Origin of the sequence: Pseudomonas sp. Irchel 3H9 (assembly GCF_900187495.1) — a bacterium.
Taxonomy (GTDB): Bacteria; Pseudomonadota; Gammaproteobacteria; order Pseudomonadales; family Pseudomonadaceae; genus Aquipseudomonas; species Aquipseudomonas sivasensis.
This window is the reverse complement of sequence record NZ_FYDK01000012.1, coordinates 1-24579: the sequence shown is the minus strand read 5'-3', so window position 1 is coordinate 24579 and position 24579 is coordinate 1. Positions and strand designations below refer to the sequence as shown.

The window sequence follows — 24579 nt, the reverse complement described above, 5'->3', positions numbered from 1 at the left end:
ACTCATTTCGTGGGAGGCGGTAGCCACCTGGTCGACCTGGCGGTACTGCTGTTCCATGCCGGAGCTGGTCTGCGTGGCAATCGCGGCGGATTGGTCGGCGGTGCCACGAGCGTCCTGCACCGAGCGTTTCACTTCGGCAATGATCGGCTGCAGCTTGTCGAGGAAACGGTTGAACCAGCCCGCGAGCTGCCCCAATTCATCCTTCTTGTCGTAGGCCAGGCGACGTGTCAGGTCGCCTTCGCCGCTGGCGATGTCTTCGAGCATGTGTGCCACGCCGAGGATCGGTCGCGTCACGCTGCGGGCCATCAGCCATACCAGGATCAGACCGATCACCGCGGCCAGCAGGCCCAGGCCCAGTTCCAGCAACGTGCCACGCGCGTTGTCGGCATCCAATTGCGCCTTCAGTGCTTCGGCTGGGCCGACCAGGACTTTTTCCGGCACATCCAGCAATACGCCCCACAGCTTGCCGTCGGGGATCGGCGCGAACGGCGCCAGCACCTTGAGCTGAAGGTCGGTGCGCAGGCTGCGGATCTGTGGGCCGCTGGCCAATGCACTGAGCACTTTAGGGCCGCTGACGGTGTCGACTTGATCCAGGCGTTTGCTTAATTGAGTGGCATCCGCACTGTAGCCGGCGAGCAAACCGGTGGAGCTGAGGATGCTCACTTGGGTCTGGCCGTCGTACAGTTTTTTGCTGGCCTGTTGGCTCACGGCCTGGAGGCTGTTGAGGTTGATGTCCACCGACAGCGACGCGATGACTTTGCCGTTGACCATCAGCGGGAACACGATGCTGGTCATCAGCACGTTCTGGCCGTTGATCATATAAAAGTAGGGTTCGATCACGCATGGCTTGAGGGTGGTGCGTGGGCAGGTGAACCAGGCGTTTGCCGGTTCACCGCTGGGGCCGATGCTGGTGTCGGCCATGTCGCTTTCCGGCAGCGCCATCGAGGTGAGTGTGCCCGGAGTCGGCTGAGACCAGTACAGGGCGAAGCGGCCCTTGTTGTTACTGCCCAGCTCCGCCTGATCGGCGAACAACTCGTCCTTGCCGTCCAGCGCGTTGGCTTCAAACACCAGGGACAAACCCAGCAAGTCCGGGTTGGCCTGCAGCGCGGCCTTGACCTGGCGGGTCAGGTCTTCGCGGGTGTCGAAGGCATCGAGGAAGCGCTTTTCGGCCTGTTCGCGCAGGAACAGGACCTGACGGGAAAAACCGTGGCCGTATTGGTAGGCATCCATGAACTGTCGACGAATACCCAGCGCCTGCGCTTCGCCCTGGGCTTCGATGCGTGCCTGGGCGGAGGTGTTGAGCATCTGCATGCTGGACGCCTGGACCTGCTCCGAGCTTTGCGCCATGCGATACAGCGACAAACCCACCAGTAGGGTCACGATCCCTAGCAGGCAAAGACCGGCGAGCAGGGTGATTTTCCATTGAATGGAGAGCTGCCTGAGCGACATCGGGACATCCTTAACCTGAAAGCACATAGAGTCAGTTTATCGGCCGCTGTGAAGGCTTCTTTATTCAAACAATCAATTTAAATCTGAAATCGGTGTCGTTTTTTGACATGTAGCCCTACCTGCTGCAAAGTGCGCGCCCTCTAATAAGACCTCCTTAAAGCCTGCACGCGGGTCGCCAGCCAATGGCCACCTGGGCGCGGGCATGCCTGTTTTTTATGTTTCTGCTTGAGGTAACCATGATTAACGCAGTCATCGCCGCGGTCGGCACCATGCTGGTGCTCAGCCTGTCCCGCGTGCATGTGGTCATCGCCATCATTGTCGGCGCCCTGGTGGGCGGGTTGACCGGTGGCCTGGGCATCGAAGCCACGCTCAAAGCCTTCAACGGCGGTTTGGGCGGCGGCGCGACGGTGGCGTTGTCCTACGCATTGCTCGGCGCTTTCGCGGTGGCGATTGCCAAGTCAGGCCTGGCCCACGCCCTGGCGGACAAGGCGCTGCTGCTGGTCGACCGCCAGGAAGCCAGCGGCGGCAGCCACGTCAAATGGCTGTTGATCGGCCTGCTGTGGATAGTGGCGATTGCATCGCAGAACATCCTGCCGATCCACATTGCGTTTATCCCGCTTTTGGTGCCGCCACTGTTGTACGTGCTGACCAAGCTGCAACTGGACCGCCGCCTTGTTGCCTGCGTAATGACCTTCGGCCTGATCACCCCCTACATGTTTCTGCCGGTGGGCTTCGGCAACATCTTCCTTAACCAGATCCTGCTGGCCAATGTGGCCAACAGTGGGGTGGACATCAGTCAGGTCAACGTGACCCACGCCATGAGCCTGCCCGCCCTGGGCATGGTGGTTGGCTTGTTGGTGGCGGTCTTTATCAGCTACCGCAAAAAGCGCGTGTATGACCTGGAAAAAATCGAGCGGGTCGAGCAGGTGGCCGTTCAGTACAACCCGCTGACCCTGATGGTGGCCGGCGTGGCGATTGCCTCGGCGTTCATCATTCAACTGTGGCTGGACTCGATGATCATCGGCGCTTTGGCCGGCTTCCTCATCTTCTCGGTGTCGGGGATTGTGCGCTGGCGCGACACCGACGACCTGTTCACCGAAGGCATGAAGATGATGGCTATGATCGGCTTCATCATGATTGCGTCCTCAGGCTTTGCCGAGGTGCTCAAGGCCACCGGCGACGTGCGCTCGCTGGTGGAAACCTCGGCGGCGTTCATCGGCCACAGCCGTGGGGTTGGTGCGTTGTTGATGTTGCTGGTGGGCCTGTTGGTGACTATGGGCATCGGCTCGTCGTTTTCCACAGTGCCGATCCTTGCCGCGATTTTTGTGCCGCTGTGTGTGCAGTTGGGCTTCAGCCCGATGGCCATCGTGTGCATCGTCGGTACGGCGGGTGCGCTGGGCGACGCCGGTTCACCGGCGTCGGACTCGACACTCGGTCCGACCTCCGGCCTGAATATCGACGGCCAGCATCACCATATCTGGGACACCGTGGTGCCGACGTTCCTGCACTACAACATCCCGTTGCTGGCATTTGGCTGGTTTGCGGCGATGACGCTCTGATCTACAGATTCATTGACGTTGGTCGATAACCTCTCAAGTCGCCTAATAAGAGAGAAAAGCCATGCGTCTGAATTTGAAGGCCAAAGTACTGTCCCTCGCGATCGTGCCGGTGCTGCTGTTTGCCGTGGTGATCAGCCTGACCACCGTATGGATCCTCCAGGGGCAGGCGCGCAACGAGGTGGATGAAACCCGCCAGCGCCTGCTCAACGACGCCAAGGCCACTCTGCAAAGTTATGTAGAAGTGGCCATGACCACCATCAAGCCGCTTTACGACGCTGCCGCACCTGGCGACACAGCGGCGCGCGCCGAGGTGGTCAAGCTGCTGTCCAACACCCGCTACGGCAAGGACGGTTACTTCTTCGGCTACGACTCCGAGACCATTCGCCTGTTCAAGGGCAACAGCCCCGACGGCGTGGGCAAGAGTTTCAAGGACAACCGTGACCCCAACGGTGTCTACGTCAACCGCGACTTGGTCAAGGTCGGTAAGGACGGCAGCCACTACCTGCAATACAGCTCCACCCAACCCGGCCAGACCGAACTGGTGCCCAAGCTCGGCTACACCGAATACCTGCCCAAGTGGGACATGGTCATCGGTACCTCGGTGAACCTGGACGGCATCGAAGCCCAGGTGGCAGTGGTCGAGGCCAAGGTAGAAAAGCGCATGGAAGGCGTGTTGCTGAGCATCCTTGGCGTGGCCGCGGTGGTGCTGTTGGTGATTGCCGCCGTGGGCATGCTGCTGGCCAATACCATCCTGCGTCCGCTGCACCTGATGAAAGCCAACCTTGATGACATCGCGGCCGGTGAAGGCGACTTGACCCGCCGCCTGGCCATCACCAGCCAGGATGAGTTGGGCGAGCTGGCCGGCGCGTTCAACCGGTTTGTCGACAAGATCCACGGCCTGGTGCGCCAGATCACCGAAATGACCGCGCAACTGACCGGGCTGGTGAGCCAGGTGTCCGACCAGGCCCAGCGCTCGGAGCAGGCCATGGAACGCCAGCGCCACGAGACCGACCAGGTGGCCACCGCGATCAACCAGATGTCCTCGGCTGCGCAAGAAGTGGCGCGCAGTGCCCAGGGCGCCTCCGTGGCGGCGCAACAGACCGACGCCGAAGGCCAGGCCGCCAAGCGGGTGGTGGACGGCAGCATCGCGCAGATCCATGCACTGGTGAGCGATATCCGCAGCAGCGGCGTGTCCCTCGACAGCCTGCAGCAGGATGTGGCGTCGATTGTCAGCGTATTGAGCGTAATCCGTTCGATTGCCGAGCAGACCAACCTGTTGGCCCTGAACGCGGCGATTGAAGCCGCGCGGGCAGGGGAGGCCGGCCGTGGTTTTGCGGTGGTCGCCGACGAAGTACGTGCCCTCGCCAGTCGCACCCAGACCAGCACCCAGGAAATCCAGGGCATGATCGACCGCCTGCAAAAAGGCACGGTCGCCGCCGTGGACGCGATGCGCCGCTCCAGCGATGCCGGTGACGGCACTTCGGCCCAGGCCAATCAGGCTGGCGCATCCCTGGACACCATGGCCCAGTTGATCGGCACCATTAATTCAATGAACGCACAAATCGCCAGCGCCGCCGAAGAACAGACCGCTGTGGCCGAAGAGATCAACCGCAGCGTGCACCAGATTGCCGTGGCGGTGGACAGCGTGGCAGACGAAACCCAATTGGGCGCCCAGACCTCTCGCAGCCTGGCGGATCTGGGGCATCGTTTGGGGCAATTGGTCGGGCAGTTCCGGATTTAAACGTCGCGCATCAGCAAGCCGAAGCGCAAGTCCATCTGGGCCGGGAGCGGCACATACACTGTGTGTCCGTCCCCCGGCGCGACCTCGATGGCTTCGCCCTTGGCGTTGCGCAAGTCGGCCAGGTCAAAGTGGAAATTGCCGGCGGGGGTCATCAGCTCCAGGTGATTACCCACGGCAAAGCGGTTTTTAACCTTGACCTCGGCCAGGTCGCCCCGGCGCTCGCCGGTCAACTCGCCCACAAACTGCTGGCGCTCGGATACTGAGCTGCCGTTCTGGTAGTTCTGGTATTCATCGTGCACATGGCGGCGCAGAAAACCCTCGGTGTAGCCGCGTTGGGCCAGGGACTCCAGATTGGTCATCAAGCCGCGATCAAACGCGCGACCAGCCACTGCATCATCGATGGCCTGGCGATACACCTGGGTGGTGCGTGCGCAGTAGAAGTGGGACTTGGTGCGGCCTTCGATTTTCAGCGAATGCACACCCATGTGAGTCAGGCGTTCTACGTGCTGCACCGCGCGCAGGTCCTTGGCGTTCATGATGTAGGTGCCGTGTTCGTCTTCGAAGGCGGGCATCTGCTCATCGGGACGGTTGGCCTCCTGCAACAGGAACACCTGATCAGTCGGTGCGCCCATCCCGAGGGTCGGCTGATACTCCTGGACGATATCTCCCGTGGCGTTCTCCACCGCCGGTGTGGCCTGGTATTTCCAGCGACAGGCATTGGTGCAACTGCCTTGATTGGCGTCGCGCTTGTTCATGTAGCCCGAGAGCAGGCAGCGCCCGGAATAGGCCATGCACAGGGCACCGTGCACAAACACCTCCAGCTCCATGGCCGGCACCTGCTGGCGGATTTCTTCAATCTCTTCCAGTGACAGTTCCCGCGACAGGATCACTCGGCAAATCCCTTGCTGCTGCCAGAACTCCACGCTGGCCCAGTTCACCGTATTGGCCTGCACTGACAAGTGAATCGGCATCATCGGAAAGTGCCGACGCACCAGCATGATCAGGCCAGGGTCAGACATGATCAGTGCGTCCGGGCCCATGGCGATGACCGGGGCCAAGTCCTTGAGGAAGGTTTTGAGTTTGGCGTTGTGCGGCGCGATGTTGACCACCACGTAAAAGCGCTTGCCCTGTGCATGAGCCTCGTCAATGCCGAGGGCCAGGTTGGCGTGGTCGAATTCGTTGTTGCGCACGCGCAGGCTGTAGCGTGGCTGGCCGGCGTACACCGCATCGGCGCCGTAGGCGAAGGCGTAGCGCATGTTTTTCAGGGTGCCGGCGGGGGCGAGCAGTTCGGGGGCGATGATAGGAGGCATGGGCTTGGGTCGCAAAAAGGCGCGAGGGTAGTTGAAGCGGCGCAAGGCTTTATTGATCTGGGTCTACGCTTACCTCAACAAAGATGGCACTCCCAGGAGTTGCGGGGGACTAAGCACCGGGACGCAAACGCGCGCCCTGCTTTTTTGACATGGATCGAACATGAATCAAACCAACCTGCAATTCAAAACCCTGTTGCTGCTGCTGGTCCTGGTGACCATCGCCTTTATCTGGATATTGCTGCCGTTCTACGGTGCGGTGTTTTGGGCCGTGATCCTCGGCATCATCTTTGCCCCCATGCAGCGCCGCCTGCAGCAGCGGTTCGGCTGGAACCGCAACCTTACATCCCTGAGTACCTTGATGGTGTGCCTGGTGATCGCGATCCTGCCGGTGATCATCACCAGCGCCTTGCTCGTGCAAGAGGGCGCGACGCTCTACAAAAACATCGAGAGTGGCAAGCTCGACGTGGCCGGTTATATCGAGCAGTTCAAGCACTTCCTGCCGCCTTACTTCCAGCACCTGCTGGACCGCTTTGGCATGGGTAACCTTGAGGGGCTGCGTGAGAATATCGTTAAGAGCGCGATGCAGGGCAGCCAGTTCTTCGCGTCCCAGGCGTTCAGCTTTGGGCAGGGAACGTTTGATTTCCTGGTGAGTTTTTTCATCATGCTGTATCTGCTGTTTTTCCTGCTGCGCGACGGTCCGGAACTGGTGCGCAAGGTGCGCACGGCAGTGCCGCTGGCCGAGCCGCAGAAGCGCCGGTTGCAGCTGAAGTTCAATCGGGTGGTGCGTGCCACGGTCAAGGGCAACGTGTTGGTGGCCGTGACTCAAGGGGCACTGGGAGGTTTGATTTTCTGGTTCCTGGACATTCCCAGTGCGTTGCTCTGGGCGGTATTGATGGCGTTTCTGTCGTTGCTGCCAGCGGTGGGCGCGGGGATTGTGTGGGGGCCTGTGGCCGCCTACTTCCTGCTGAGCGGTTCGATCTGGCAGGGCATCGTGTTGAGCTTGTTTGGCGTGTTTGTGATTGGGCTGGTGGACAACGTGCTGCGCCCGATCCTGGTGGGCAAAGACACCAGGATGCCGGACTACCTGATCCTGATCTCGACGCTGGGCGGCTTATCGGTGTTTGGCCTCAACGGGTTTGTGATCGGGCCGCTGGTGGCGGCGCTGTTCATGTCCAGTTGGGCGCTGTTTGTCGAAAGTAAGCCTCGGGTCAAGCTGCCATTGCCATAAGTCTCAGGCGTGGAGCCGGAAATTCGAGGCGTTTTGCAGTTGTTTTTCGGCGGCTGACAGGGACGTGAGTGGGCCGCTGATGGTTTCGCCGTCGCGTACCAGGTACCAGCAGGCAAGCAAACCCAGCTCCCGAAGAGGGGCGGGGACGGCGCTGCCGATGACAGACATGATTTGAACAGTTGGCATAAGGGGCCTCCAATCGCTATGGGGGTCACCTTAAGGGGCCTGGCGGCTTAAGAAAAATCACCTGGCTCAATAGTCGACATCAACAAGAGACGTCAGTCGACTACCTGATCGAGCATGCTCACCACTTCCTGCTCATTGAGCAGACCTTTGCGCACGAGGTTTTCCGCTAGCAACGCCAGGAATTTTGCAGTGCGGTGGCCTTCCAGGTGCTTGAGTTCCGTGAGGGCGCTGTAAACCTTGCTGGACGTACAGAGGCCAGCGGTGCGGTGCGGGTTTTGTGTGGGCATGGTCTGTCGTCCTTGTTGTTATTGGGTGGACTGCATCGATAGTGGGAGTGTGTCGTGACACAAACATGACAGCGTGAGCCCCGGTCGGGCAAGTAGACTTTCGAACTGAATAGTGCGCGATTGTCGCTTGGCCATTGTCCTCAGAGCGACCTTGGCACGATAAATCCGGTCGTTGTGTACAAAAAAGGCCTCGCTTGTTGGGCGAGGCCTGTTTCAAACATGAAGATAAGGGCTTACCAGCCGTGACGGTAGTAGCCGTGGGGAGGGCCGTAATAACCACGCGGTGGGCCGTAATAGACGGGGGCCGGGCGGTAATACACCTCTTGCTGCACATACACAGGTGGAGGCGGTGCGTAGTAGACCGGTGGCGGCGCGGCATACACCGGCTGCGGTTGCACGTACACCGGCTGCTGCACATAGACCTCACGGGGTTGGCTGGCAACCACGGAGCCCACCACGGCGGCGCCGACCAGTGCACCCAAGACGGCCGGGCCACCCCATCCACCACCGTGGGCGGAGGCTTGGCCGGCCATAGCGAGTGCACCTACCAGCAAGGCGATCTTGGGGAGTTTACGAATCATGGTCATTCCTCGGTTGGCCCCTGCGCTTGTGGTCTGCAGTCAATAGACTCAAGTAATGTCGCGGGGATACTTTTAAGACAACGTATTTCTGAAAAACAGCACGGCCGCTAGGTAAAGGTTGTGTAAGGTCTGTACCGATTTGCTTACTCAAAGGAGTTATCCATGCAGATGCACCCCAACAAGGACACCCAGCTGTGCATGTCATTGTCGGCCCGCCCCGGGAATTTTGGCCTGCGTTTTCATAACCACCTGTACGAACAGTTGGGTCTGAATTTCTACTATAAGGCGTTCAGCAGCCAGGATTTATCGGGAGCGATAGGCGGTATTCGGGCGTTGGGCATTCGTGGTTGCGGGGTGTCGATGCCGTTCAAGGAGGCCGCTATTGCCTTGGTGGACGAACTCGACGATTCGGTTCAGGCCATCGCCTCCCTCAACACCATCGTCAATACCGGCGGGCATCTGAAGGCTTACAACACGGATTACATCGCCATCGAGCAATTGCTGAAAAAGCACGATGTGCCCAAAGACTCCACGTTCGCCCTGCGCGGCAGCGGCGGTATGGCCAAGGCCGTGGCCAGCGCCTTGCGTGACGGCGGTTATGCCAATGGCGTAATCGTGGCGCGCAATGAAGCAGCGGGCAAGGCGCTGGCGCAGAGCCTGGGGTATGAGTGGCTGGCTGAACTGGGCGACCTGTGCCCGCAGATGCTGGTCAACGTGACACCGATTGGCATGACCGGCGGCGCCGAGGCAGATGCGTTGGCGTTTGAAGCGGATGCGGTTGATAACGCCGAGACTGTGTTCGACGTGGTGGCGATTCCCGCCGAAACGCCCTTGATCGTGCGTGGACGGGCCCAAGGTAAGCGCGTCATTACTGGGCTGGAAGTGATTGCAATCCAGGCGCTGGAGCAGTTTGTGCTCTACACGGGCGTGCGGCCGACCCCGGAACAGTTCGAAAAAGCCGTGGCTTTTGCCCGGAGCTGAAGATCGCTGGTAATCAACTGTGGGAGGGGGCTTGCTCCCGATAGCGCTGAGTCAGTACAAGCTGTTCCAACTGAAGCACCGCCATCGGGAGCAAGCCCCCTCCCACATATTGATCTCCAGGGGGTCAGTTACTTAGCTTTATCTCTACGCATTCACGGTCAACATATTGCCGGACTGGAATCCACTCAACTGTGGGAGGGGGCTTGCTCCCGATAGCGCCGAGTCAGTACAAGCTGTTCCGACTGAAGCACCGCCATCGGGAGCAAGCCCCCTCCCACATATTGATCTTCAGGGGGGCAGTTACTTAGCTTTAACTTTACGCATTCACGATCAACACATTGCCGGACTGGAATCCACTCAACTGTGGGAGGGGGCTTGCTCCCGATAGCGCCGAGTCAGTACAAGCTGTTCCGACTGAAGCACCGCCATCGGGAGCAAGCCCCCTCCCACATATTGATCTTCAGGGGGGCAGTTACTTAGCTTTAACTTTACGCATTCACGATCAACACATTGCCGGACTGGAATCCACTCAACTGTGGGAGGGGGCTTGCTCTCGATAGTGCTGAGTCAGTACAAGCTGTTCCAACTGAAGCACCGCCATCGGGAGCAAGCCCCTTTCACATGTTGATCTTCAGGGGGGCAGTTACTTAGCTTTAACTTTACGCATTCACGATCAACACATTGCCGGACTGGAATCCACTCAACTGTGGGAGGGGGCTTGCTCCCGATAGTGCTGAGGCAGTACAAGCTGTTCCAACTGAAGCACCGCCATCGGGAGCAAGCCCCCTCCCACATGTTGATCTTCAGGGGGGCAGTTACTTAGCTTTAACTTTACGCATTCACGATCAACACATTGCCGGACTGGAATCCACTCAACTGTGGGAGGGGGCTTGCTCCCGATAGTGCTGAGTCAGTAGAAGCTGTTCCGACTGAAGCACCGCCATCGGGAGCAAGCCCCCTCCCACATGTTGATCTTCAGGGGAGCAGTTACTTAGCTTTAACTTTACGCATTCACGATCAACACATTGTCGGACTGGAATCCAATCAACTGTGGGAGGGGGCTTGCTCCCGATAGCAGTGTGTCAGTCAAATCTGATCCAACTGAACCGCCCCCTCCCACAGTTTTTACCGAGTTATGCCTGTTCCAGCTGTGCGAGGCGCTCTTCCAGCGCTGCGATCCGCGCTTCCAGCTCTTCAATACGCTCCACAGACACTCCAGCCCCGCGCTCCACAGGATTCCCTCGCGCCGCGATGATTACCTCGATATCCGCCGGATCCCCAAGCGCATGGGTATACCGATCTTCTCGCTGCCCCGCCTGACGCGGCACCAGCAGCGCCAACCCGCGTGCAATCAGGCGTTCCAGTTGGTGCACCACCTGCTCGGCATCTTCGAAATCATGCATGCGTCCGCTGCGGGTCAGTAGTTCATTGACGGTCTGCGGGCCACGTAAAAACAGCAGCCCGATCAGGATCACCTGCGCCGGTACCAGCTCCAGTGCCTTGTCCACACGGTGTTCCCAACGGTCTGCGCGGCTGCCCATCACCAGGCGGGTGAAGCCTTGGCCTTCCAGTACGCGCAGGCTTTGCCCGACCTGGCCCTGGCTGAGGTTTGTCACTGGTTCACGGCTGGTCTTCTGGTTGCAGGCCAGCACCAGGGCGTTGAGGGTCAGGGGGTAGGTTTCCGGGTTGGTTGCCTGTTTTTCGATCAGGCAGCCCAGAATGCGGATTTCCGTGCTGTTCAGGCGCGGCTCAGGGGTGTCGGTGTCGTGCTCGGCGGTCATCGCGCGTTCCCTATGCAGTGAAGGCCACTAGCGTAATCCTGAAAAAATAAAAGACAAGCGCCGGGCATGGCTATAATCGCCGCTGGTTCCAACCCTGCCATTACCGATGAGACTGTCATGACTATTTCCCTGTACGCCGCCTCCATCCCAGTCTTCAAGCAAATGCTTAACGCCCTCAGCGATGTGCTGAACAAGGCCGAAGCCCACGCTACTGCCAAGAACATCGAACCCAACGCTCTATTGCAAGCGCGTCTGTTCCCGGACATGTTTGCACTGGTGCGCCAGGTGCAGATCGCCGTCGACTTCGCCAAAGGCGTTTCTGCGCGCCTGGCCGAGATCGAAGTGCCTAAATACGAAGACAGCGAAGTGACCTTCGCCGACCTGCAAGCGCTGATCGCCAAGGTCCTGGCGTTTGTCGACACCATCAAGCCTGAGCAAGTCGACGGCAAAGAAGGTATCGAGATCATCACCCGCCCAGGCACCCCGAAAGAGAAGCGCTTCAGCGGCCAGTCCTACCTGCTGACCTACGGCCTGCCGCAGTTCTTCTTCCACGTCACCACCGCTTACGCCTTGCTGCGCCATAACGGCGTTGAAGTGGGCAAGCGTGACTACATGGGCGCGTTCTAAGCTTCCATAAAAAAACCGGGGCAGTTCCCTCTGGAATCGCCCCGGTTTTTTTGTGCGCGAACGTTAAGCGGGTTGCTCTTCCTTGCCCAGGCACGCAGCGGCGGTGAACAGCACATCGGTGGAGGAGTTGAGCGCAGTTTCCGCCGAATCCTGCAGCACACCGATGATGAAGCCGACGGCCACCACCTGCATGGCGATTTCACTCGGAATACCGAACAGGCTGCACGCCAGCGGGATCAGCAACAGCGAACCCCCGGCCACGCCTGATGCGCCACACGCACACACGGCCGCGACCACGCTAAGCAGCACGGCGGTCGGCAGGTCGACATTGATGCCCAGGGTATGCACGGCGGCCAGGGTCAGCACGGTGATGGTGATCGCGGCGCCGGCCATGTTGATGGTGGCACCCAGCGGGATCGACACTGAATAGGTGTCTTCATGCAAGCCCAGGCGTTTGCTCAACGCCAGGTTTACCGGAATGTTCGCTGCGGAGCTGCGGGTGAAGAACGCGGTGATGCCGCTCTCGCGCAGGCACATCAACACCAGCGGATAGGGGTTGCGGCGCAGCTTCCAGAACACGATAGCCGGGTTGACCACCAAGGCCACGAACAGCATGCAGCCGATCAACACCAGCAGCAGGTGCGCGTAGCCGAGCAGGGCGCCGAAACCGGAAGTGGCAAGGGTCGAGGCGACCAGGCCGAAAATACCCAGGGGGGCGAAGCGGATAACTACGCGCACGATCAGGGTCACGCCGTTGGAGAGGTCGTCGAGCACGGTGCGGGTGGTTTCGCCAGCATGGCGAATGGCTATGCCCATGCCGATCGCCCAGGCCAGGATGCCGATGAAGTTGGCGTTCATCAGCGCGCTGATCGGGTTGTCCACGACGCTGAGCAGCAGGCTTTGCAGCACCTCGTCGATACCGCCGGGAGCGCTGACGGCGGCGTCATGGGTGACGAGCACCAACGGCGAGGGAAACCACATGCTTGCAATCACCGCCACCACGGCGGCGGCGAATGTGCCCAGCAAATACAGGAACAGAATCGGTTTGATATGGGTTTCCTGGCCGTGTTTATGGTTGGCTATCGAGGCCATCACCAGCACAAACACCAATATCGGCGCGACTGCCTTGAGCGCGGCGACAAACACTTTGCCGATAAATCCGGTGGCTCTGGCGGCTTCAGGCAACAGCAATGCCAGCAAAATGCCGGCGATCAAACCGATGACGATTTGCGTGACCAGGCTGACGCGTGTCAGCCGTTGGAGGAGGGAAGGGGCAGGAGTCATAAACAGTTGTCTCTAGTTTTTTTAGTAGGGCGCAGCATTGCAGGCGAAAGCGCTGTAGGAAGCAGGCGGCGAGTCTAGCATGCTGTAGGACATGTCCCGTTTAGTGCGGCATTCCGTCACCCACGGCGGCGAGCCTTGTTCAACTCCGGACATACTCTGTTAAGATTCGCCCCTCTCAACTTTCCTATCCGTCAGCGGGCCCTCCGGGCTGTCGTTGATGTCGTTGTTTCTGGAGTTTTCATGCTGTTTCCCATCCTGCTGCTGTCGGCCGCCGGCTTTACCGTGCTGACCACAGAATTCATCATCGTCGGCCTGTTGCCGTCGATTGCCCGGGACCTGAATGTCAGCGTGTCCCAGGCAGGGCTGCTGGTGACGCTGTTCGCGTTTACCGTAGCGGCGTTCGGGCCGTTCCTAACGGCGTACTGCGCTCGTTTCCCGCGCAAGCGCCTGTTTATCACCATCCTGATCATGTTCGCGGCAGCCAACACCGTGGCCGCGCTGGCGCCGAATATCTGGGTAATGGCCGTGGCGCGTCTGATTCCGGCCCTGGGCTTGCCGGTGTTCTGGGCCTTGGCCAGCGAAACGGCGGTGGACATCGTCGGTCCGGAATACGCCGGGCGTGCCATTGAAAAGATCGGCTTCGGCATTGTCTGCGCCACGGTATTTGGCATCCCGGTGGGCACGCTGATTTCCGATATGTTCGGCTGGCGTACCGCGTTCGCCATCCTGGCTGTGGTGGCGTTGGCCAAGGCTTTGCTGCTGTTTATCTACTTGCCAGTGACGAAACCGAAAAACGACGAAGTGACACTGCGCTCGCAGTTCAAGATCCTGCGCAACCCCTTGATGCAGGGTCATATCCTGCTGTCGATCCTGGTGTTCAGCGGCATGTTCACGGCTTATACCTACCTGGCGGACATCCTTGAACGCCTGGCCGGTTTCGACGGGACACTGGTGGGCTGGTGCCTGATGGGCTTTGGTGCTGTCGGGCTGATTGGCAACTCTTTGGGCGGCCGCGCTGTGGATCGCCACCCGTTGATCGCGTCCATGGTGTTCTGCGGTTTCATGATCGCCGGCATGGTTGCATTGGTGCCGGCGATTCACTCCACCGTCGGCCTGGCGGCAGCGATGGCGGTGTGGGGCGTGACCCAAGCGGCGATGTTCCTGGTCAGCCACGTGCGACTGATGAAGGCCGCGCCCCATGCGCCGGCGTTCGCCGCGTCGCTCAACATTGCCGGGGCCAACCTGGGGATTGGCTTGGGGGCGTTGGTCGGCGGGCACGTCATCGACACCTTTGGCCTGGGCAGTCTGGGCTTTGCGGCGTCCGGGTTTATCCTGGTGTCGATCCTGCTGGCGCTGTGGCTGATGACCGCCAAACAGCCGGTCGCGTCCGGGGCCTGAGTCTTCAGGGCAGGGCGGTGAACAGCTCGCGCCTTGCCCCTTCGGTAATCGCCACGATGCCGGGGTGCTTGACCTTGCGTTCCACCGAGATCGCGTAGAACGACTCGGTGACCGCATCGGTCTGACCGATCAGCGCCACGCCGTACTGGCGCACCACCTCCTCGGCGATCACGCTGGGAGCGATAAAAATCCCGCTGCCGGATTGGCCAAACGCCTGCATCAGGGCGCTGTCATCGAACTCGCCGATGATCTTCGGCTGGATCTGCTGCTCGGCGAACCAGCGTTGCAAGCGGCTGCGCACTACCGTCTCCGCGCCTGGAATCAATAGAGGCGCGCCGTGCAAGCACTGTGGGAAATCGCCGCCATGTTGGTCGGCCAATGCCTGAGTGGCAAAAAAGCTGATGCCACATTCCCCCAATTTCTGGCTGTAGCCCTTGATGTCGAGGTGCGACGGCATCGGGCTGTCGGAGATCACCAGGTCCAGGCGCTGGATCGCCAGGTCGGCCAACAGGCGTTCGAGTTTGTCTTCGCGGCAGGTGATGCGCAGCGGCTCGCTCAGCTCCATGGTCGGCGCGATCAGACGGTAGACGATGGACTTGGGCACCACATCCGCCACACCGACCCGGAACACAATCTGCTGTTGATCGGGTTGCGCGCGCAGCATTGCTTCCAATTCATTGCCGGTCTGGAACATGTGCTCGGCATAGGGCAGAGCCTGGCGTCCGGCTTCGGTCAGCTCCAACTGGCGGCCGACTCGTTGAAACAGCGCGATACCGAAGGTTTGCTCCAGCAGGCTGATCTGCCCGCTGATGGTCTGGGGCGTGAGGTTCAGTTGCTCACAGGCGCGCACAATGCTGCCGGTTTTGGCCACGACCCAGAAGTAGTGCAATTGTCGGTAATTGAGCATGGCAGCCATCACTTCGTAAAAACCGAAGTATATGCTAGAAAAATACGAATTTTACTGAAGTGTTCGCGTGCATAGAATGCCTCGCTATCGCGGGGCCACTATTTGGACCCAATGGTTCTAACGAGGAATACATGATGAAGCCCAATTCCCTGGGCGCGGCATCGTTGCTTGCGCTTACCTTGGTAATGATCAGTGGTTGCGATCAGGTCGAGAAAAGTGCTCAGCAGGTCTTGGGCAAGGCCACCGAGTCGGCCAAGCAAGCCATCGATGACACCCACAAGGCTGCCGAGCAGGCATTGAGTGAAGCGACACAAGGCCTTATCAGTCCGCAAAAAAAGGACGATCAGGAAGAAAACGAGTCTGACTCGAACAGTAAAGAAGCTTAATTTCCCGGCACAACCTCAGGACTGACCTATGGATTACCTTTTACAACTGGCCGCCAGCCCCACCGCCTGGGTTGCACTGGCCACCCTGATCGTCATGGAAATCGTGCTGGGCATCGATAACCTGATCTTTATTTCGATCCTCACCAACAAATTACCCGAGCAGCACCGGGCCAAGGCACGGCGCATCGGTATCAGCATGGCGCTGATATTGCGCCTGGGCCTGTTGAGCACTATCGCGTTTATCGTGCAGTTGACGGCACCGGTGTTTGAAGTACTCGGCCAGGCGTTTTCGTGGAAGGACATGATCCTGATCGCCGGTGGTCTGTTCCTGGTGTGGAAGGCCACCACCGAAATCCATCACAGCATGGACCCGGAGCCTGAAGAGAAAGCGTCGGTTGGCAACACCGTGGCCATTGGCTTCGCCGCGGCGATCGGGCAGATCCTGCTGCTCGACCTGGTGTTCTCCATCGACAGCATCATTACCGCTGTGGGCATGACCGAGCACTTGCCGATCATGATCATTGCCGTGGTGACCTCGGTGATCGTGATGCTGGTGGCGGCTGAGCCGTTGGCCAAATTCATCAACGACAACCCGACCGTGGTGATGCTGGCCCTGGGCTTCCTGATCATGATCGGCATGACGCTGATCGCCGAAGGCTTCGGCGCCCATGTGCCTAAAGGCTACGTGTACGCAGCCATGGCCTTCTCGGCGGCCATCGAATGCTTGAACATCGCACGACGCAACCGTCACAAGCGTTTGCTCGCTGCCCGCCAGTAATCGCTGAAACCTGAAAGCCGGCTGTGCTCGCAAGCGCCCAGCCGGCTTTTTGCTGTCTGGTAGACTCCCCCCACTTGTTACTTTGAGGTCCACCATGAACCAGCCGATTCGCCTTACCCAGTACAGTCACGGCGCGGGTTGCGGTTGCAAGATCTCGCCCCAGGTATTGGAGGTTATCCTTGCCGGCAGCGGCGCACAGAACCTCGACCCCAACCTGTGGGTCGGCAATGCCTCGCGGGACGATGCGGCGGTGTATGCCATCGACGACGAGCGTGGTGTGGTCTCCACCACGGACTTTTTCATGCCGATTGTCGATGATCCCTTCGACTTCGGCCGCATAGCCGCCACCAATGCTATTAGCGACATCTACGCCATGGGCGGCGACCCGTTGATGGCCATCGCCATTCTCGGCTGGCCGGTTAACGTGCTGGCGCCGGAGATTGCCCGGGAAGTGATTCGCGGTGGCCGCTCGGTGTGCGACGCCGCCGGTATCCCCCTGGCAGGCGGCCACTCCATCGACGCGCCGGAGCCGATCTTCGGCCTGGCCGTGACCGGCATCGTGCAAAAGCGCCATATGAAGCGCAACGACACCGCCACTGCTGGCTGCCAGCTGTACCTGACCAAGCCGTTAGGCATCGGCATCCTCACCACTGCCGAAAAGAAGGGCAAGCTGCGCGAGGCTGACATCGGCCTGGCCCGCGACTGGATGTGCACCCTCAACAAGCCCGGTAGCCGTTTCGGCAAGCTGGCCGGCGTGACAGCCATGACCGACGTCACCGGTTTTGGCCTGTTGGGCCATCTGGTGGAAATGGCTGACGGCAGTGGCCTGACTGCACGCATCGAATATGAAAAAGTCCCACGCCTGCCCGGGGTCGAGTACTACCTGGACCAGGGTTGCGTACCCGGCGGCACCTTGCGCAACTTTGACAGCTACGCCAGTAAAATCGGGCGCGTGCAGGAGTTGCACAAACGCGTGCTATGCGACCCGCAGACCAGTGGCGGGCTGTTGATCGCCGTCACCCTCGAAGGTGATGCCGAGTTCCACGCTGTGGCGAAGGAACTGGGCCTGAGCCTGGAGCCGATCGGCGCACTGGTTGAGCGACAGACCAACGCGGTAGAGGTGTTTTGATGGCAACTGACATCACCGATTACCGCGACATTTTCCTCAACGACCGGCCGATGATGGATACCCGCGCGCCGGTGGAGTTCATCAAGGGCGCGTTCCCCGGCGTCGTCAACCTGCCGCTGATGAACGATGACGAGCGCCAGCGCGTCGGCACTTGCTATAAGCAGCAAGGGCAGCAGGCGGCAATCGTCCTTGGGCACCAGTTGGTCAGCGGCAAGGTGCTTGAAGAGCGCCTGGCACGTTGGACCGAGTTTGCCCAGGCCAACCCGGACGGTTACCTGTATTGCTTTCGTGGCGGCCTGCGTTCGCAATTGGTGAAACAGGTGCTCAAGGACGAGTCGGGTATCGACTATCCGCGGATCGGCGGTGGCTACAAGGCCATGCGCACGTTTCTGTTGGAGACCGTGGACCAAGCGGTCGAACAGTGTGATTTCGTGCTCTTGGGCGGCCTGACCGGCAGCGGAAAGACCGAGGTCATCAATCAGTTGAACAATGGCCTGGACCTGGAAGGCCACGCCAATCACCGTGGTTCCAGCTTCGGCAAGCGCGCCACCGGCCAGCCGTCCAACATCGACTTCGAAAACCGCCTGGCAGTGGACGTTCTGAAAAAACGCGCACGTGGCATCGAACAGTTTGTGCTTGAGGACGAAAGCCGCATGATCGGCAGCTGCGCCTTGCCGCTGAACCTGCACCGGGGCATGCAGGTGTATCCAATGGTGTGGCTGGAAGAAAGCCTGGAAAACCGTGTAGAGCGGGTATTACGCGAGTACGTGACCGATCTGTGTGCGCAGTTCGCCGTAGCGTTTGGCGAAGCGGGTTTCGAGCGGTTTGCCGAGCGGCTGACCCAGAGCCTGGCCAATATCCACAAGCGTCTGGGGGGCGAGCGCTATCAGCGTTTGCACGCGCTGATGCAAGCGGCCCTGGCTGAACAGGCCCGCAGCGGTAGCGTGGACTTGCATCGGGGTTGGATCGTGGGGTTGCGTGAGTACTACGACCCTATGTACGCGTTTCAACGTGAGAAGAAAGGTGCACGGATCGAGTTTGCCGGGGAGCAGGCAGCGGTGGTGGAATACTTGCGCGAGCGTGGGGCTCGCTCGCGCAACCGCCATCAGCCTAACCACATAACTAAAGAATGACCGCCCCGATCAGCCCACACACCACTCCCACCAGCATGGTCAACCCGGCCACCGTCACCAGCACCCGCGCATCGAAATCCTTACGCAGCATCAACAGCGACGGGAGGCTTACGCTCGGCAGGGTCATCAGCAAGGCCACGGCCGGGCCGGTGCCCATGCCCAGGGCCATCATGGTTTGTACGATGGGGATTTCAGCCGCTGTAGGAATCACAAACAACGTGCCGACAATCGCCAGCGGCACCAGCCATACCAGGCTGTTGGCCATGGCGCCGTCCACATGGGGGAACAGCCATACCCGTGCAGCACCCAGGATCAGCACCGCCAGGATGTAGATGGGGATTGTGTTCCAGAACAGCTGCCACAAGGTGCGCAACCAGCGGCTCAGGAAAGGTTGCGCCTCGATGGTGCTGACGTCGGCGACAGCGTCCAACGCCGCTTCAGGCATCTGGTCCGGGCGAGCAATGCGCTGCGCCACCAGCGACACGCCCACCACCAGCACAATTCCCGCCACCAACCGCAACGCGGTAAATCCCCAGCCGAGCACAAAGCCCATGAACACCAGGGTGGCAGGATTGAGCACCGGGTTAGCAATCCAGAAAGCGAGCGCCGCGCCCACCGACACCTGCTGGCGCCGCATGCCCGCCGCCACCGGCGCCGCGCAGCAACTGCACATCATCCCCGGCAAGGCGAATAACCCGCCGCGCACGGTCGAACCGAGGCCTGCACGGCCGAACAGGCGCAGCAGCCAGTCACGGGGGATCAGCACTTGCAGCAGCGAACCCAGGATCACCGCCAGCACCGCGGCTTTCCAGATCGCCAGGAAATACACCTGGGCATAGGCCAGCGCTGCCGCCAGGGGCGAGCTTTGTTGATCGTTGAGAATCGAGGCGCCGATGCTGTGATTGTCGGCCGCTACAAATGCCTTGAAGTAGTAGGGCGACCACTTCACGTAATAGAGGCCTATGCAGGCCACCAAGAGGAACAGCGCTGGTTTCCACCAGAACGACCAGCCCCGTACGGGCTGGGTGGAGGAGAGTTTAGACATGCTGATGATCCGCCGGTGAGTCAATAGCGACGCATCATACGCTGTCAGCTATCGGCACTCACCTGTGTCGGTTCCGGGCAGGTTTCATCGCCGTCGTTCAAGCCCTGCTTGTAGTTGCGGCTCAGCAGCGAGGCCTTGCCGTTGTGCCAGGTCAGCGTCAGTACATACAGCGTGTCGTAGTCACTGCCCGACCAATCGTCGGTAATTGTGTGTTTTTCGCCGGACGCTTCACTCGCCACCTTATTGATCAACTCCGGCAGGTAACCGTGGGACCAGGCGGTGTAGATGGTGGCGTTGTGGTATTTGTCTTCGACCAGCTCATCGGCGAGGTCGCTGGTGTCATTCGCCGAGAATTTGATATTCACCGGCAGGCCCAACTTGATTGCGCTGGGGCTGATGGTCATGAGTGGGCGGATGTAGCTGTAGGAATTGTCCAGCTCACCTTCCTCGACATTGCGCGTCGGGTTGGCGGCAAACACAAAGTTGGCCTTGCCGAATTTTTCCGGCAGCAGGGTGGCCAGGTTCATCGCGCGGTTCAGGCCCTGGCAATTGAGCTGGCCGAGTCCGCCGGCGGGTTTTTCGCCGTGGCGCAGGAACACCAGGGTTTGCACACCGTCCACCGGTTGGGCGCGGCTTTCACGGGCATCGAGGGCTGCAACCATGGCGCCGCTGACCAGCAGCAGCGGCAACATGACATACGAATAGTGTTTGAGTCGTTGCACAAGGCGCAGAGGCTTGATCTTCATTATAGGTTCGAGTCTTCGTGCGTCACGTTAAGGCGGACAAGCCTGGCCCCAATGACGCCGGTGGCGTCCTGCGGTATTCCGTGTCGTTATAGCGAGGCGCCTCCATTCACCGTTTAAGCGCACTTATGAGTGCCGGCAGGCGTATTGGTTCGCCTGCGCGGGATAATAGCCCGCTAATGTTGCGCATTGATGACCCATGCAGGACACCGGGGAGATGTCTATCATGGGGACTTTCTGCCTAGCCAGGGATTTCCTGATGAACCCACTTGCCGCATTCCCAATCAATAGCAAATGGCCTGCCCAGCACCCCGAGCGCTTGCAACTGTACTCGTTGCCCACGCCCAACGGGGTAAAAGTCTCGATCATGCTCGAAGAACTGGGCCTGCCTTACGAGGCGCACAAGGTCAGTTTCGAGACCCAGGACCAGTTGTCCCCCGAGTTCTTGTCCCTGAACCCCAATAACAAAATCCCCGCGATCATCGACCCCGACGGCCCGGCTGGCCAGCCGTTGGCGCTGTTTGAATCCGGCGCGATATTGATTTACCTGGCAGAAAAAACCAGCCAGTTGCTCTCCGAAGATCCTGCGACACGCTATGAAACGATTCAATGGCTGATGTTCCAGATGGGCGGCATCGGCCCGATGTTTGGCCAGTTGGGTTTTTTCAACAAATTCGCCGGCAAGGCCTACGAAGACAAGCGACCCCGCGACCGCTACGCCGCCGAATCCCGCCGCCTGCTCGAAGTCCTGGAAAAACGCCTGCTCGGTCGCACCTGGATCATGGGCGATGACTACAGCATCGCCGACATTGCTACCTTCCCATGGATTCGCAATCTGATCGGCTTTTATGAATCGGGCGATATCGTAGGCATCGCCGACTTCCCTAACGTACTGCGCGCGCTGGACGGTTTTGTTGCCCGCCCGGCAGTGATCCGTGGCCTAAATATTCCGAGCTGAAGCATGCCGACTTTCGATTTCAAACAACTGGATGTGTTCAGCCGCGTGTCGCTCAAGGGCAACCCGCTGGCGGTGGTTTTGGGGGCCGACAGCCTCAGCGATCAACAGATGGCGGACTTCGCTAAATGGACCAACCTCAGTGAAACCACGTTTTTACTCACGCCGCGCGATCCTCGTGCTGACTACCGAGTGAGAATTTTCACCACTGTGCATGAGCTGCCGTTCGCCGGGCATCCGACGCTGGGCAGTTGCCACGCGTGGTTGACGGCGGGCGGGGTGCCCAAAGGTGAAGAGATCATCCAGGAGTGTGAAATCGGCCTGGTGCGAATCCGTCGTCAAGGTGATGAACTGGCGTTTATCGCGCCGCCGTTGTTGCGTTCGGGGCCGCTGGAGGAAGACCTGCTGGAGCGTATTCGCCTGGGGTTGGGCCTGGAGCCGGGCTGCATCCTACGTAGCCAGTGGGTCGACAATGGGGCGGGGTGGCTCGCCGTGATGTTGGCGGATCGTGATCAAGTCCTGGCGTTGCAGCCGGATTATTCACAGCTGAAGGGGCTGGCCGTAGGCGTGATTGCCCCCTGTAACCCCGAACAAGACGACGTGGATACCCAATTTGAAGTGCGTGGCTTTGTCGCAGGCGACGGCGCGCCGGAGGATCCGGCCACGGGCAGCCTGAATGCAGGCGTTGCCCAATGGTTGCTGGGTGAAGGCCTGGCGCCGGAGCGCTACGTGGTCAGTCAAGGCACAGCCATGGGGCGCGCGGGGCGTATAAGCGTCGAACGCCAGGGCGATGAAATCTGGATCGGCGGCGCTGTTGCGGTGTGCATCGAAGGGCGTCTACAGCTCTAGATCAATACATTATTACGAGCGTCGCAATACACTGTTGGCCCCTTGGTATTTGTGCTGCCGGGGCCTGGGGGCATAAGCTTTCGCCCCAAAGTTTTAGCCTTTATGTCAGGAAAACCATGACCAGCCAGTTCCCCCAAGCCCGCCCACGCCGCCTGCGCCGCTCTCCGGAGCTGCGTGGTTTGTTCCAGGAAACCGAGTTCACCCTCAACGACCTGGTGCTGCCGATTTTCGTTGAAGAAGAAATCGACGACTTCGTACCGATCACCAGCATGCCGGGTGTGCAGCGCATCCCTGAGAAAAAGCTCGCTGCCGAGATCGAGCGCTATGCCCGTGCCGGTATCAAGTCGGTGATGACCTTTGGCGTGTCTCACCACCTGGACGCCAACGGCAGCGATACCTGGAAAGAACGTGGTCTGGTCTCGCGCATGTCCTCGATCATCAAGGACGCCGTGCCGGAAATGATCGTAATGTCCGACACCTGCTTCTGCGAATACACCGACCACGGCCACTGCGGCGTGATGCACGGCGCCCATGTCGATAATGACGCGACCCTGGTCAATCTCGGCAAACAAGCCGTAGCCGCCGCCCGCGCCGGCGCCGACGTGATCGCCCCGTCGGCCGCCATGGACGGCCAGGTCCAGGCCATCCGCCGCGCGCTGGATGACGCCGGTTTCATCCATATTCCGATCATGGCCTACTCCACCAAATTCGCCTCGGCCCTCTACGGCCCATTCCGCGAAGCCGGCGGCAGCGCCCTCAAAGGCGACCGAAAGAGCTACCAGATGAACCCCATGAACCGCCGCGAAGCCGTGCGCGAATCGCTGCTCGACGAGCAGGAAGGCGCGGATGCTCTGATGGTCAAACCGGCCGGTGCCTACCTCGACATCATCCGCGACATCCGCGAAGCCTCACGTCTGCCGGTGGCGGCTTACCAGGTGAGCGGCGAATACGCGATGATCAAATTTGGTGCCCAGGCGGGCGCGATCGATGAGGATCGGGTGGTGCGTGAGACGTTGGGTTCGATCAAGCGCGCGGGTGCGGATTTGATCTTTACTTACTTTGCGATGGACTTGGCGTTGGCTGGGATCTGAGGGCGGCGTTTAACACTGTGGCGAGCGATATTGGTCGCTCGCCATGCGTACTAATAACGGTTGATTATCTTTTTGCTTCGCTCAAGGTTAAATAGACATGTTGTAGCCATAACATCCCATTTTTCCATTCGTGAGGATAATAGTAGTTACAACCTATGCCATAAAAAAGAAAATCTTGAATTTCCTGTTCGGACTGTTCAGCTAACATTAATTTATTGAGCTCTTGCTTTACGTTGGTTATTGTTTCTCTATCTGATTCAGATATAAAGCTCGCAATAACTTCATCTGCGTTTTTATATTCATCTACCCAGTCTTGATGAAAGTAACCAGCTAGAAATTGTTGTAGTTCGGGGAAATCTTTATTCATGGGTTTGGATATCCAGTATGGATTCTGTAGCCGTCTGGCATCTTTTTGTCTCTGCGAATGATAAGGTAAATTTCTTTCCCAGGAACGGTTGTCAGAGAGCCTCTTTTTAGGCTGGTGCCTACACCTTCTTTAACCTCTTGAGTAATGACAATTTGATTATCCTTTCCTCTGAGAAACTTGCTTATTTTTGCGTGGTTTTGGGCGAGCACTTTTGAAATTGCTGACTCAGCTGTTGCACGATCAGGGAAAGTAGACGCGGTAGGCACGTGAGGTTCTTGCTTCAATCGTTCAGCGAGTTGTTCATCCGTCCTGCCAACATGCTTTTGTATGAGGTGTCCGCCGGCCGCTTCGTGGGCGTCCAAGCCCCCACCAGGAACGATTACGCTATACGGGCCTTCAGGGCAGTTAGTGGTCTTACAACTCAACCCTAATGGATCCACCCACCCCGTAGGATTAGGCACGTACTGGTACGCGTTGATCCCCCCCGCCAACTTCACCGGATCCGGCGTCAGGTAACGACCAACATCCGGATTGTAGTAGCGATGCCGGTTGTAATGCAGCCCGCTTTCCTGATCAAAGTATTGACCCTGAAAGCGCAGCGGATTGTCGATTTTGCCTCTGTCGAGACGGCTGATCTGGCCGTAGGCGCGGTAGTGTGCGGACCAGACGATTTCGCCGTTTGGATCGGTCAGTTCCTGCGGTGTGCCGAGGTGGTCGAGTTGGTAGTGGTAGGGCTTGGTTTCCTCAGGACCCAAGCCTTCCAGCAGTGCCAGCGGGCGGAAAC

24 protein-coding genes and 2 pseudogenes are annotated in these 24579 nt (G+C 59.5%); 14 read left to right on the top strand and 12 right to left on the bottom strand.

What is annotated here, in order from left to right; all coding sequences use genetic code 11:
- Nucleotides 1-159 precede the first annotated feature (159 nt).
- Nucleotides 160-1230: pseudogene (locus CKW32_RS28985) on the bottom strand (HAMP domain-containing protein); the annotation flags it as partial.
- Between the two features lie 458 nt (nt 1231-1688).
- Between CKW32_RS28985 and CKW32_RS27195 the strand changes: the two are divergent.
- From CKW32_RS27195 to CKW32_RS28975, 3 genes and pseudogenes are all read left to right on the top strand, one after another.
- Nucleotides 1689-3008: a Na+/H+ antiporter family protein gene (locus CKW32_RS27195; RefSeq protein WP_163034952.1), complete on the top strand. Its 1320-nt coding sequence runs from the start codon at nt 1689-1691 to the stop codon at nt 3006-3008.
- Nucleotides 3009-3069: 61 nt separating this feature from the next.
- Nucleotides 3070-3891 (top strand): annotated as a pseudogene (locus CKW32_RS28980) (cache domain-containing protein); the annotation flags it as partial.
- A gap of 36 nt (nt 3892-3927) precedes the next feature.
- Nucleotides 3928-4749 (top strand): methyl-accepting chemotaxis protein, encoded by an 822-nt coding sequence (locus CKW32_RS28975; protein ID WP_371260722.1) that lies wholly within the window; start codon nt 3928-3930, stop codon nt 4747-4749.
- Here the strand turns inward: CKW32_RS28975 and yegQ are convergent.
- Nucleotides 4746-6059, bottom strand: coding sequence for a tRNA 5-hydroxyuridine modification protein YegQ (gene yegQ, locus CKW32_RS27185; protein ID WP_032886692.1), 1314 nt, complete (start codon nt 6057-6059; stop codon nt 4746-4748). The two genes, CKW32_RS28975 and yegQ, sit on opposite strands and share 4 nt — an antisense overlap.
- Before the next feature lie 160 nt (nt 6060-6219).
- Between yegQ and CKW32_RS27180 the strand changes: the two genes are divergently transcribed.
- Nucleotides 6220-7287, top strand: a complete 1068-nt coding sequence (locus CKW32_RS27180) for an AI-2E family transporter (RefSeq protein ID WP_032886690.1) — start codon at nt 6220-6222, stop codon at nt 7285-7287.
- A 3-nt stretch (nt 7288-7290) separates the two neighbouring features.
- Here the strand turns inward: CKW32_RS27180 and CKW32_RS27175 are convergent, their stop codons facing one another.
- The 3 genes from CKW32_RS27175 to CKW32_RS27165 form a co-directional block, all read right to left on the bottom strand.
- Nucleotides 7291-7473: a hypothetical protein gene (locus CKW32_RS27175; protein WP_032886689.1), complete on the bottom strand. Its 183-nt coding sequence runs from the start codon at nt 7471-7473 to the stop codon at nt 7291-7293.
- A gap of 92 nt (nt 7474-7565) precedes the next feature.
- Nucleotides 7566-7760, bottom strand: coding sequence for a hypothetical protein (locus CKW32_RS27170; protein ID WP_032886687.1), 195 nt, complete (start codon nt 7758-7760; stop codon nt 7566-7568).
- Between the two features lie 233 nt (nt 7761-7993).
- Nucleotides 7994-8347: a hypothetical protein gene (locus tag CKW32_RS27165; protein ID WP_032886686.1), complete on the bottom strand. Its 354-nt coding sequence runs from the start codon at nt 8345-8347 to the stop codon at nt 7994-7996.
- A gap of 156 nt (nt 8348-8503) precedes the next feature.
- Here CKW32_RS27165 and CKW32_RS27160 point away from each other — a divergent pair, with 156 nt between their 5' ends.
- Nucleotides 8504-9322: a shikimate 5-dehydrogenase gene (locus CKW32_RS27160; RefSeq protein WP_095186455.1), complete on the top strand. Its 819-nt coding sequence runs from the start codon at nt 8504-8506 to the stop codon at nt 9320-9322.
- Nucleotides 9323-10455: 1133 nt separating this feature from the next.
- Here CKW32_RS27160 and CKW32_RS27155 read toward each other — a convergent pair.
- Entirely contained in the window at nt 10456-11103 is a 648-nt protein-coding gene (locus CKW32_RS27155; protein ID WP_032886681.1) for a YceH family protein, read from the bottom strand.
- Nucleotides 11104-11220: 117 nt separating this feature from the next.
- Between CKW32_RS27155 and CKW32_RS27150 the strand changes: the two genes are divergently transcribed.
- Nucleotides 11221-11730 carry a DUF1993 family protein gene (locus CKW32_RS27150; protein WP_032886679.1) on the top strand — a complete coding sequence of 170 codons (510 nt, stop codon included), beginning with the start codon at nt 11221-11223 and terminating at the stop codon, nt 11728-11730.
- A 63-nt stretch (nt 11731-11793) separates the two neighbouring features.
- Here the strand turns inward: CKW32_RS27150 and sstT are convergent, their stop codons facing one another.
- On the bottom strand, nt 11794-13014 hold the full coding sequence (gene sstT / locus CKW32_RS27145) for a serine/threonine transporter SstT (protein ID WP_032886678.1): 1221 nt from the start codon (nt 13012-13014) through the stop codon (nt 11794-11796).
- Nucleotides 13015-13254: 240 nt separating this feature from the next.
- On the opposite strand from sstT, the gene CKW32_RS27140 reads away from it, so the two are divergent.
- Nucleotides 13255-14412 carry an MFS transporter gene (locus CKW32_RS27140; RefSeq protein ID WP_032886677.1) on the top strand — a complete coding sequence of 386 codons (1158 nt, stop codon included), beginning with the start codon at nt 13255-13257 and terminating at the stop codon, nt 14410-14412.
- Nucleotides 14413-14416: 4 nt separating this feature from the next.
- Here the strand turns inward: CKW32_RS27140 and nhaR are convergent, their stop codons facing one another.
- On the bottom strand, nt 14417-15319 hold the full coding sequence (nhaR, locus tag CKW32_RS27135) for a transcriptional activator NhaR (protein WP_032886675.1): 903 nt from the start codon (nt 15317-15319) through the stop codon (nt 14417-14419).
- A gap of 134 nt (nt 15320-15453) precedes the next feature.
- Between nhaR and CKW32_RS27130 the strand changes: the two genes are divergently transcribed.
- From CKW32_RS27130 to mnmH, 4 genes are all read left to right on the top strand, one after another.
- On the top strand, nt 15454-15705 hold the full coding sequence (locus CKW32_RS27130; RefSeq protein ID WP_095186454.1) for a hypothetical protein: 252 nt from the start codon (nt 15454-15456) through the stop codon (nt 15703-15705).
- A gap of 28 nt (nt 15706-15733) precedes the next feature.
- A complete protein-coding gene (locus tag CKW32_RS27125; RefSeq protein ID WP_032886672.1) occupies nt 15734-16483 on the top strand; it encodes a TerC family protein in 750 nt (249 codons plus the stop codon).
- 94 nt (nt 16484-16577) lie between these two features.
- Nucleotides 16578-17612, top strand: coding sequence for a selenide, water dikinase SelD (selD, locus tag CKW32_RS27120; RefSeq protein WP_095186453.1), 1035 nt, complete (start codon nt 16578-16580; stop codon nt 17610-17612).
- Entirely contained in the window at nt 17612-18745 is a 1134-nt protein-coding gene (mnmH, locus tag CKW32_RS27115) for a tRNA 2-selenouridine(34) synthase MnmH (RefSeq protein ID WP_095186452.1), read from the top strand. The genes selD and mnmH overlap by 1 nt, the downstream gene beginning before the upstream one ends.
- Here mnmH and CKW32_RS27110 read toward each other — a convergent pair.
- Both CKW32_RS27110 and CKW32_RS27105 read right to left on the bottom strand, forming a co-directional pair.
- Nucleotides 18735-19790 (bottom strand): permease, encoded by a 1056-nt coding sequence (locus CKW32_RS27110; RefSeq protein WP_032886670.1) that lies wholly within the window; start codon nt 19788-19790, stop codon nt 18735-18737. The two genes, mnmH and CKW32_RS27110, sit on opposite strands and share 11 nt — an antisense overlap.
- 44 nt (nt 19791-19834) lie before the next feature.
- Complete coding sequence (locus tag CKW32_RS27105) at nt 19835-20536, bottom strand: hypothetical protein (RefSeq protein WP_032886668.1); 702 nt, start codon at nt 20534-20536, stop codon at nt 19835-19837.
- A gap of 256 nt (nt 20537-20792) precedes the next feature.
- Between CKW32_RS27105 and CKW32_RS27100 the strand changes: the two genes are divergently transcribed.
- The 3 genes from CKW32_RS27100 to hemB all read left to right on the top strand — a co-directional run bounded on the left by CKW32_RS27100 (nt 20793) and on the right by hemB (nt 23428).
- Nucleotides 20793-21491 (top strand): glutathione S-transferase N-terminal domain-containing protein, encoded by a 699-nt coding sequence (locus CKW32_RS27100; RefSeq protein WP_032886667.1) that lies wholly within the window; start codon nt 20793-20795, stop codon nt 21489-21491.
- A 3-nt stretch (nt 21492-21494) separates the two neighbouring features.
- A complete protein-coding gene (locus CKW32_RS27095) occupies nt 21495-22337 on the top strand; it encodes a PhzF family phenazine biosynthesis protein (protein ID WP_095186451.1) in 843 nt (280 codons plus the stop codon).
- Between the two features lie 116 nt (nt 22338-22453).
- A complete protein-coding gene (gene hemB / locus CKW32_RS27090) occupies nt 22454-23428 on the top strand; it encodes a porphobilinogen synthase (protein ID WP_095186450.1) in 975 nt (324 codons plus the stop codon).
- A gap of 64 nt (nt 23429-23492) precedes the next feature.
- Here the strand turns inward: hemB and CKW32_RS27085 are convergent, their stop codons facing one another.
- Complete coding sequence (locus tag CKW32_RS27085; protein ID WP_095186449.1) at nt 23493-23795, bottom strand: contact-dependent growth inhibition system immunity protein; 303 nt, start codon at nt 23793-23795, stop codon at nt 23493-23495.
- A partial coding sequence (locus CKW32_RS27080; protein ID WP_177434323.1) for an RNase A-like domain-containing protein occupies nt 23792-24579 on the bottom strand: 788 nt, incomplete at its 5' end. The genes CKW32_RS27080 and CKW32_RS27085, both read right to left, overlap by 4 nt.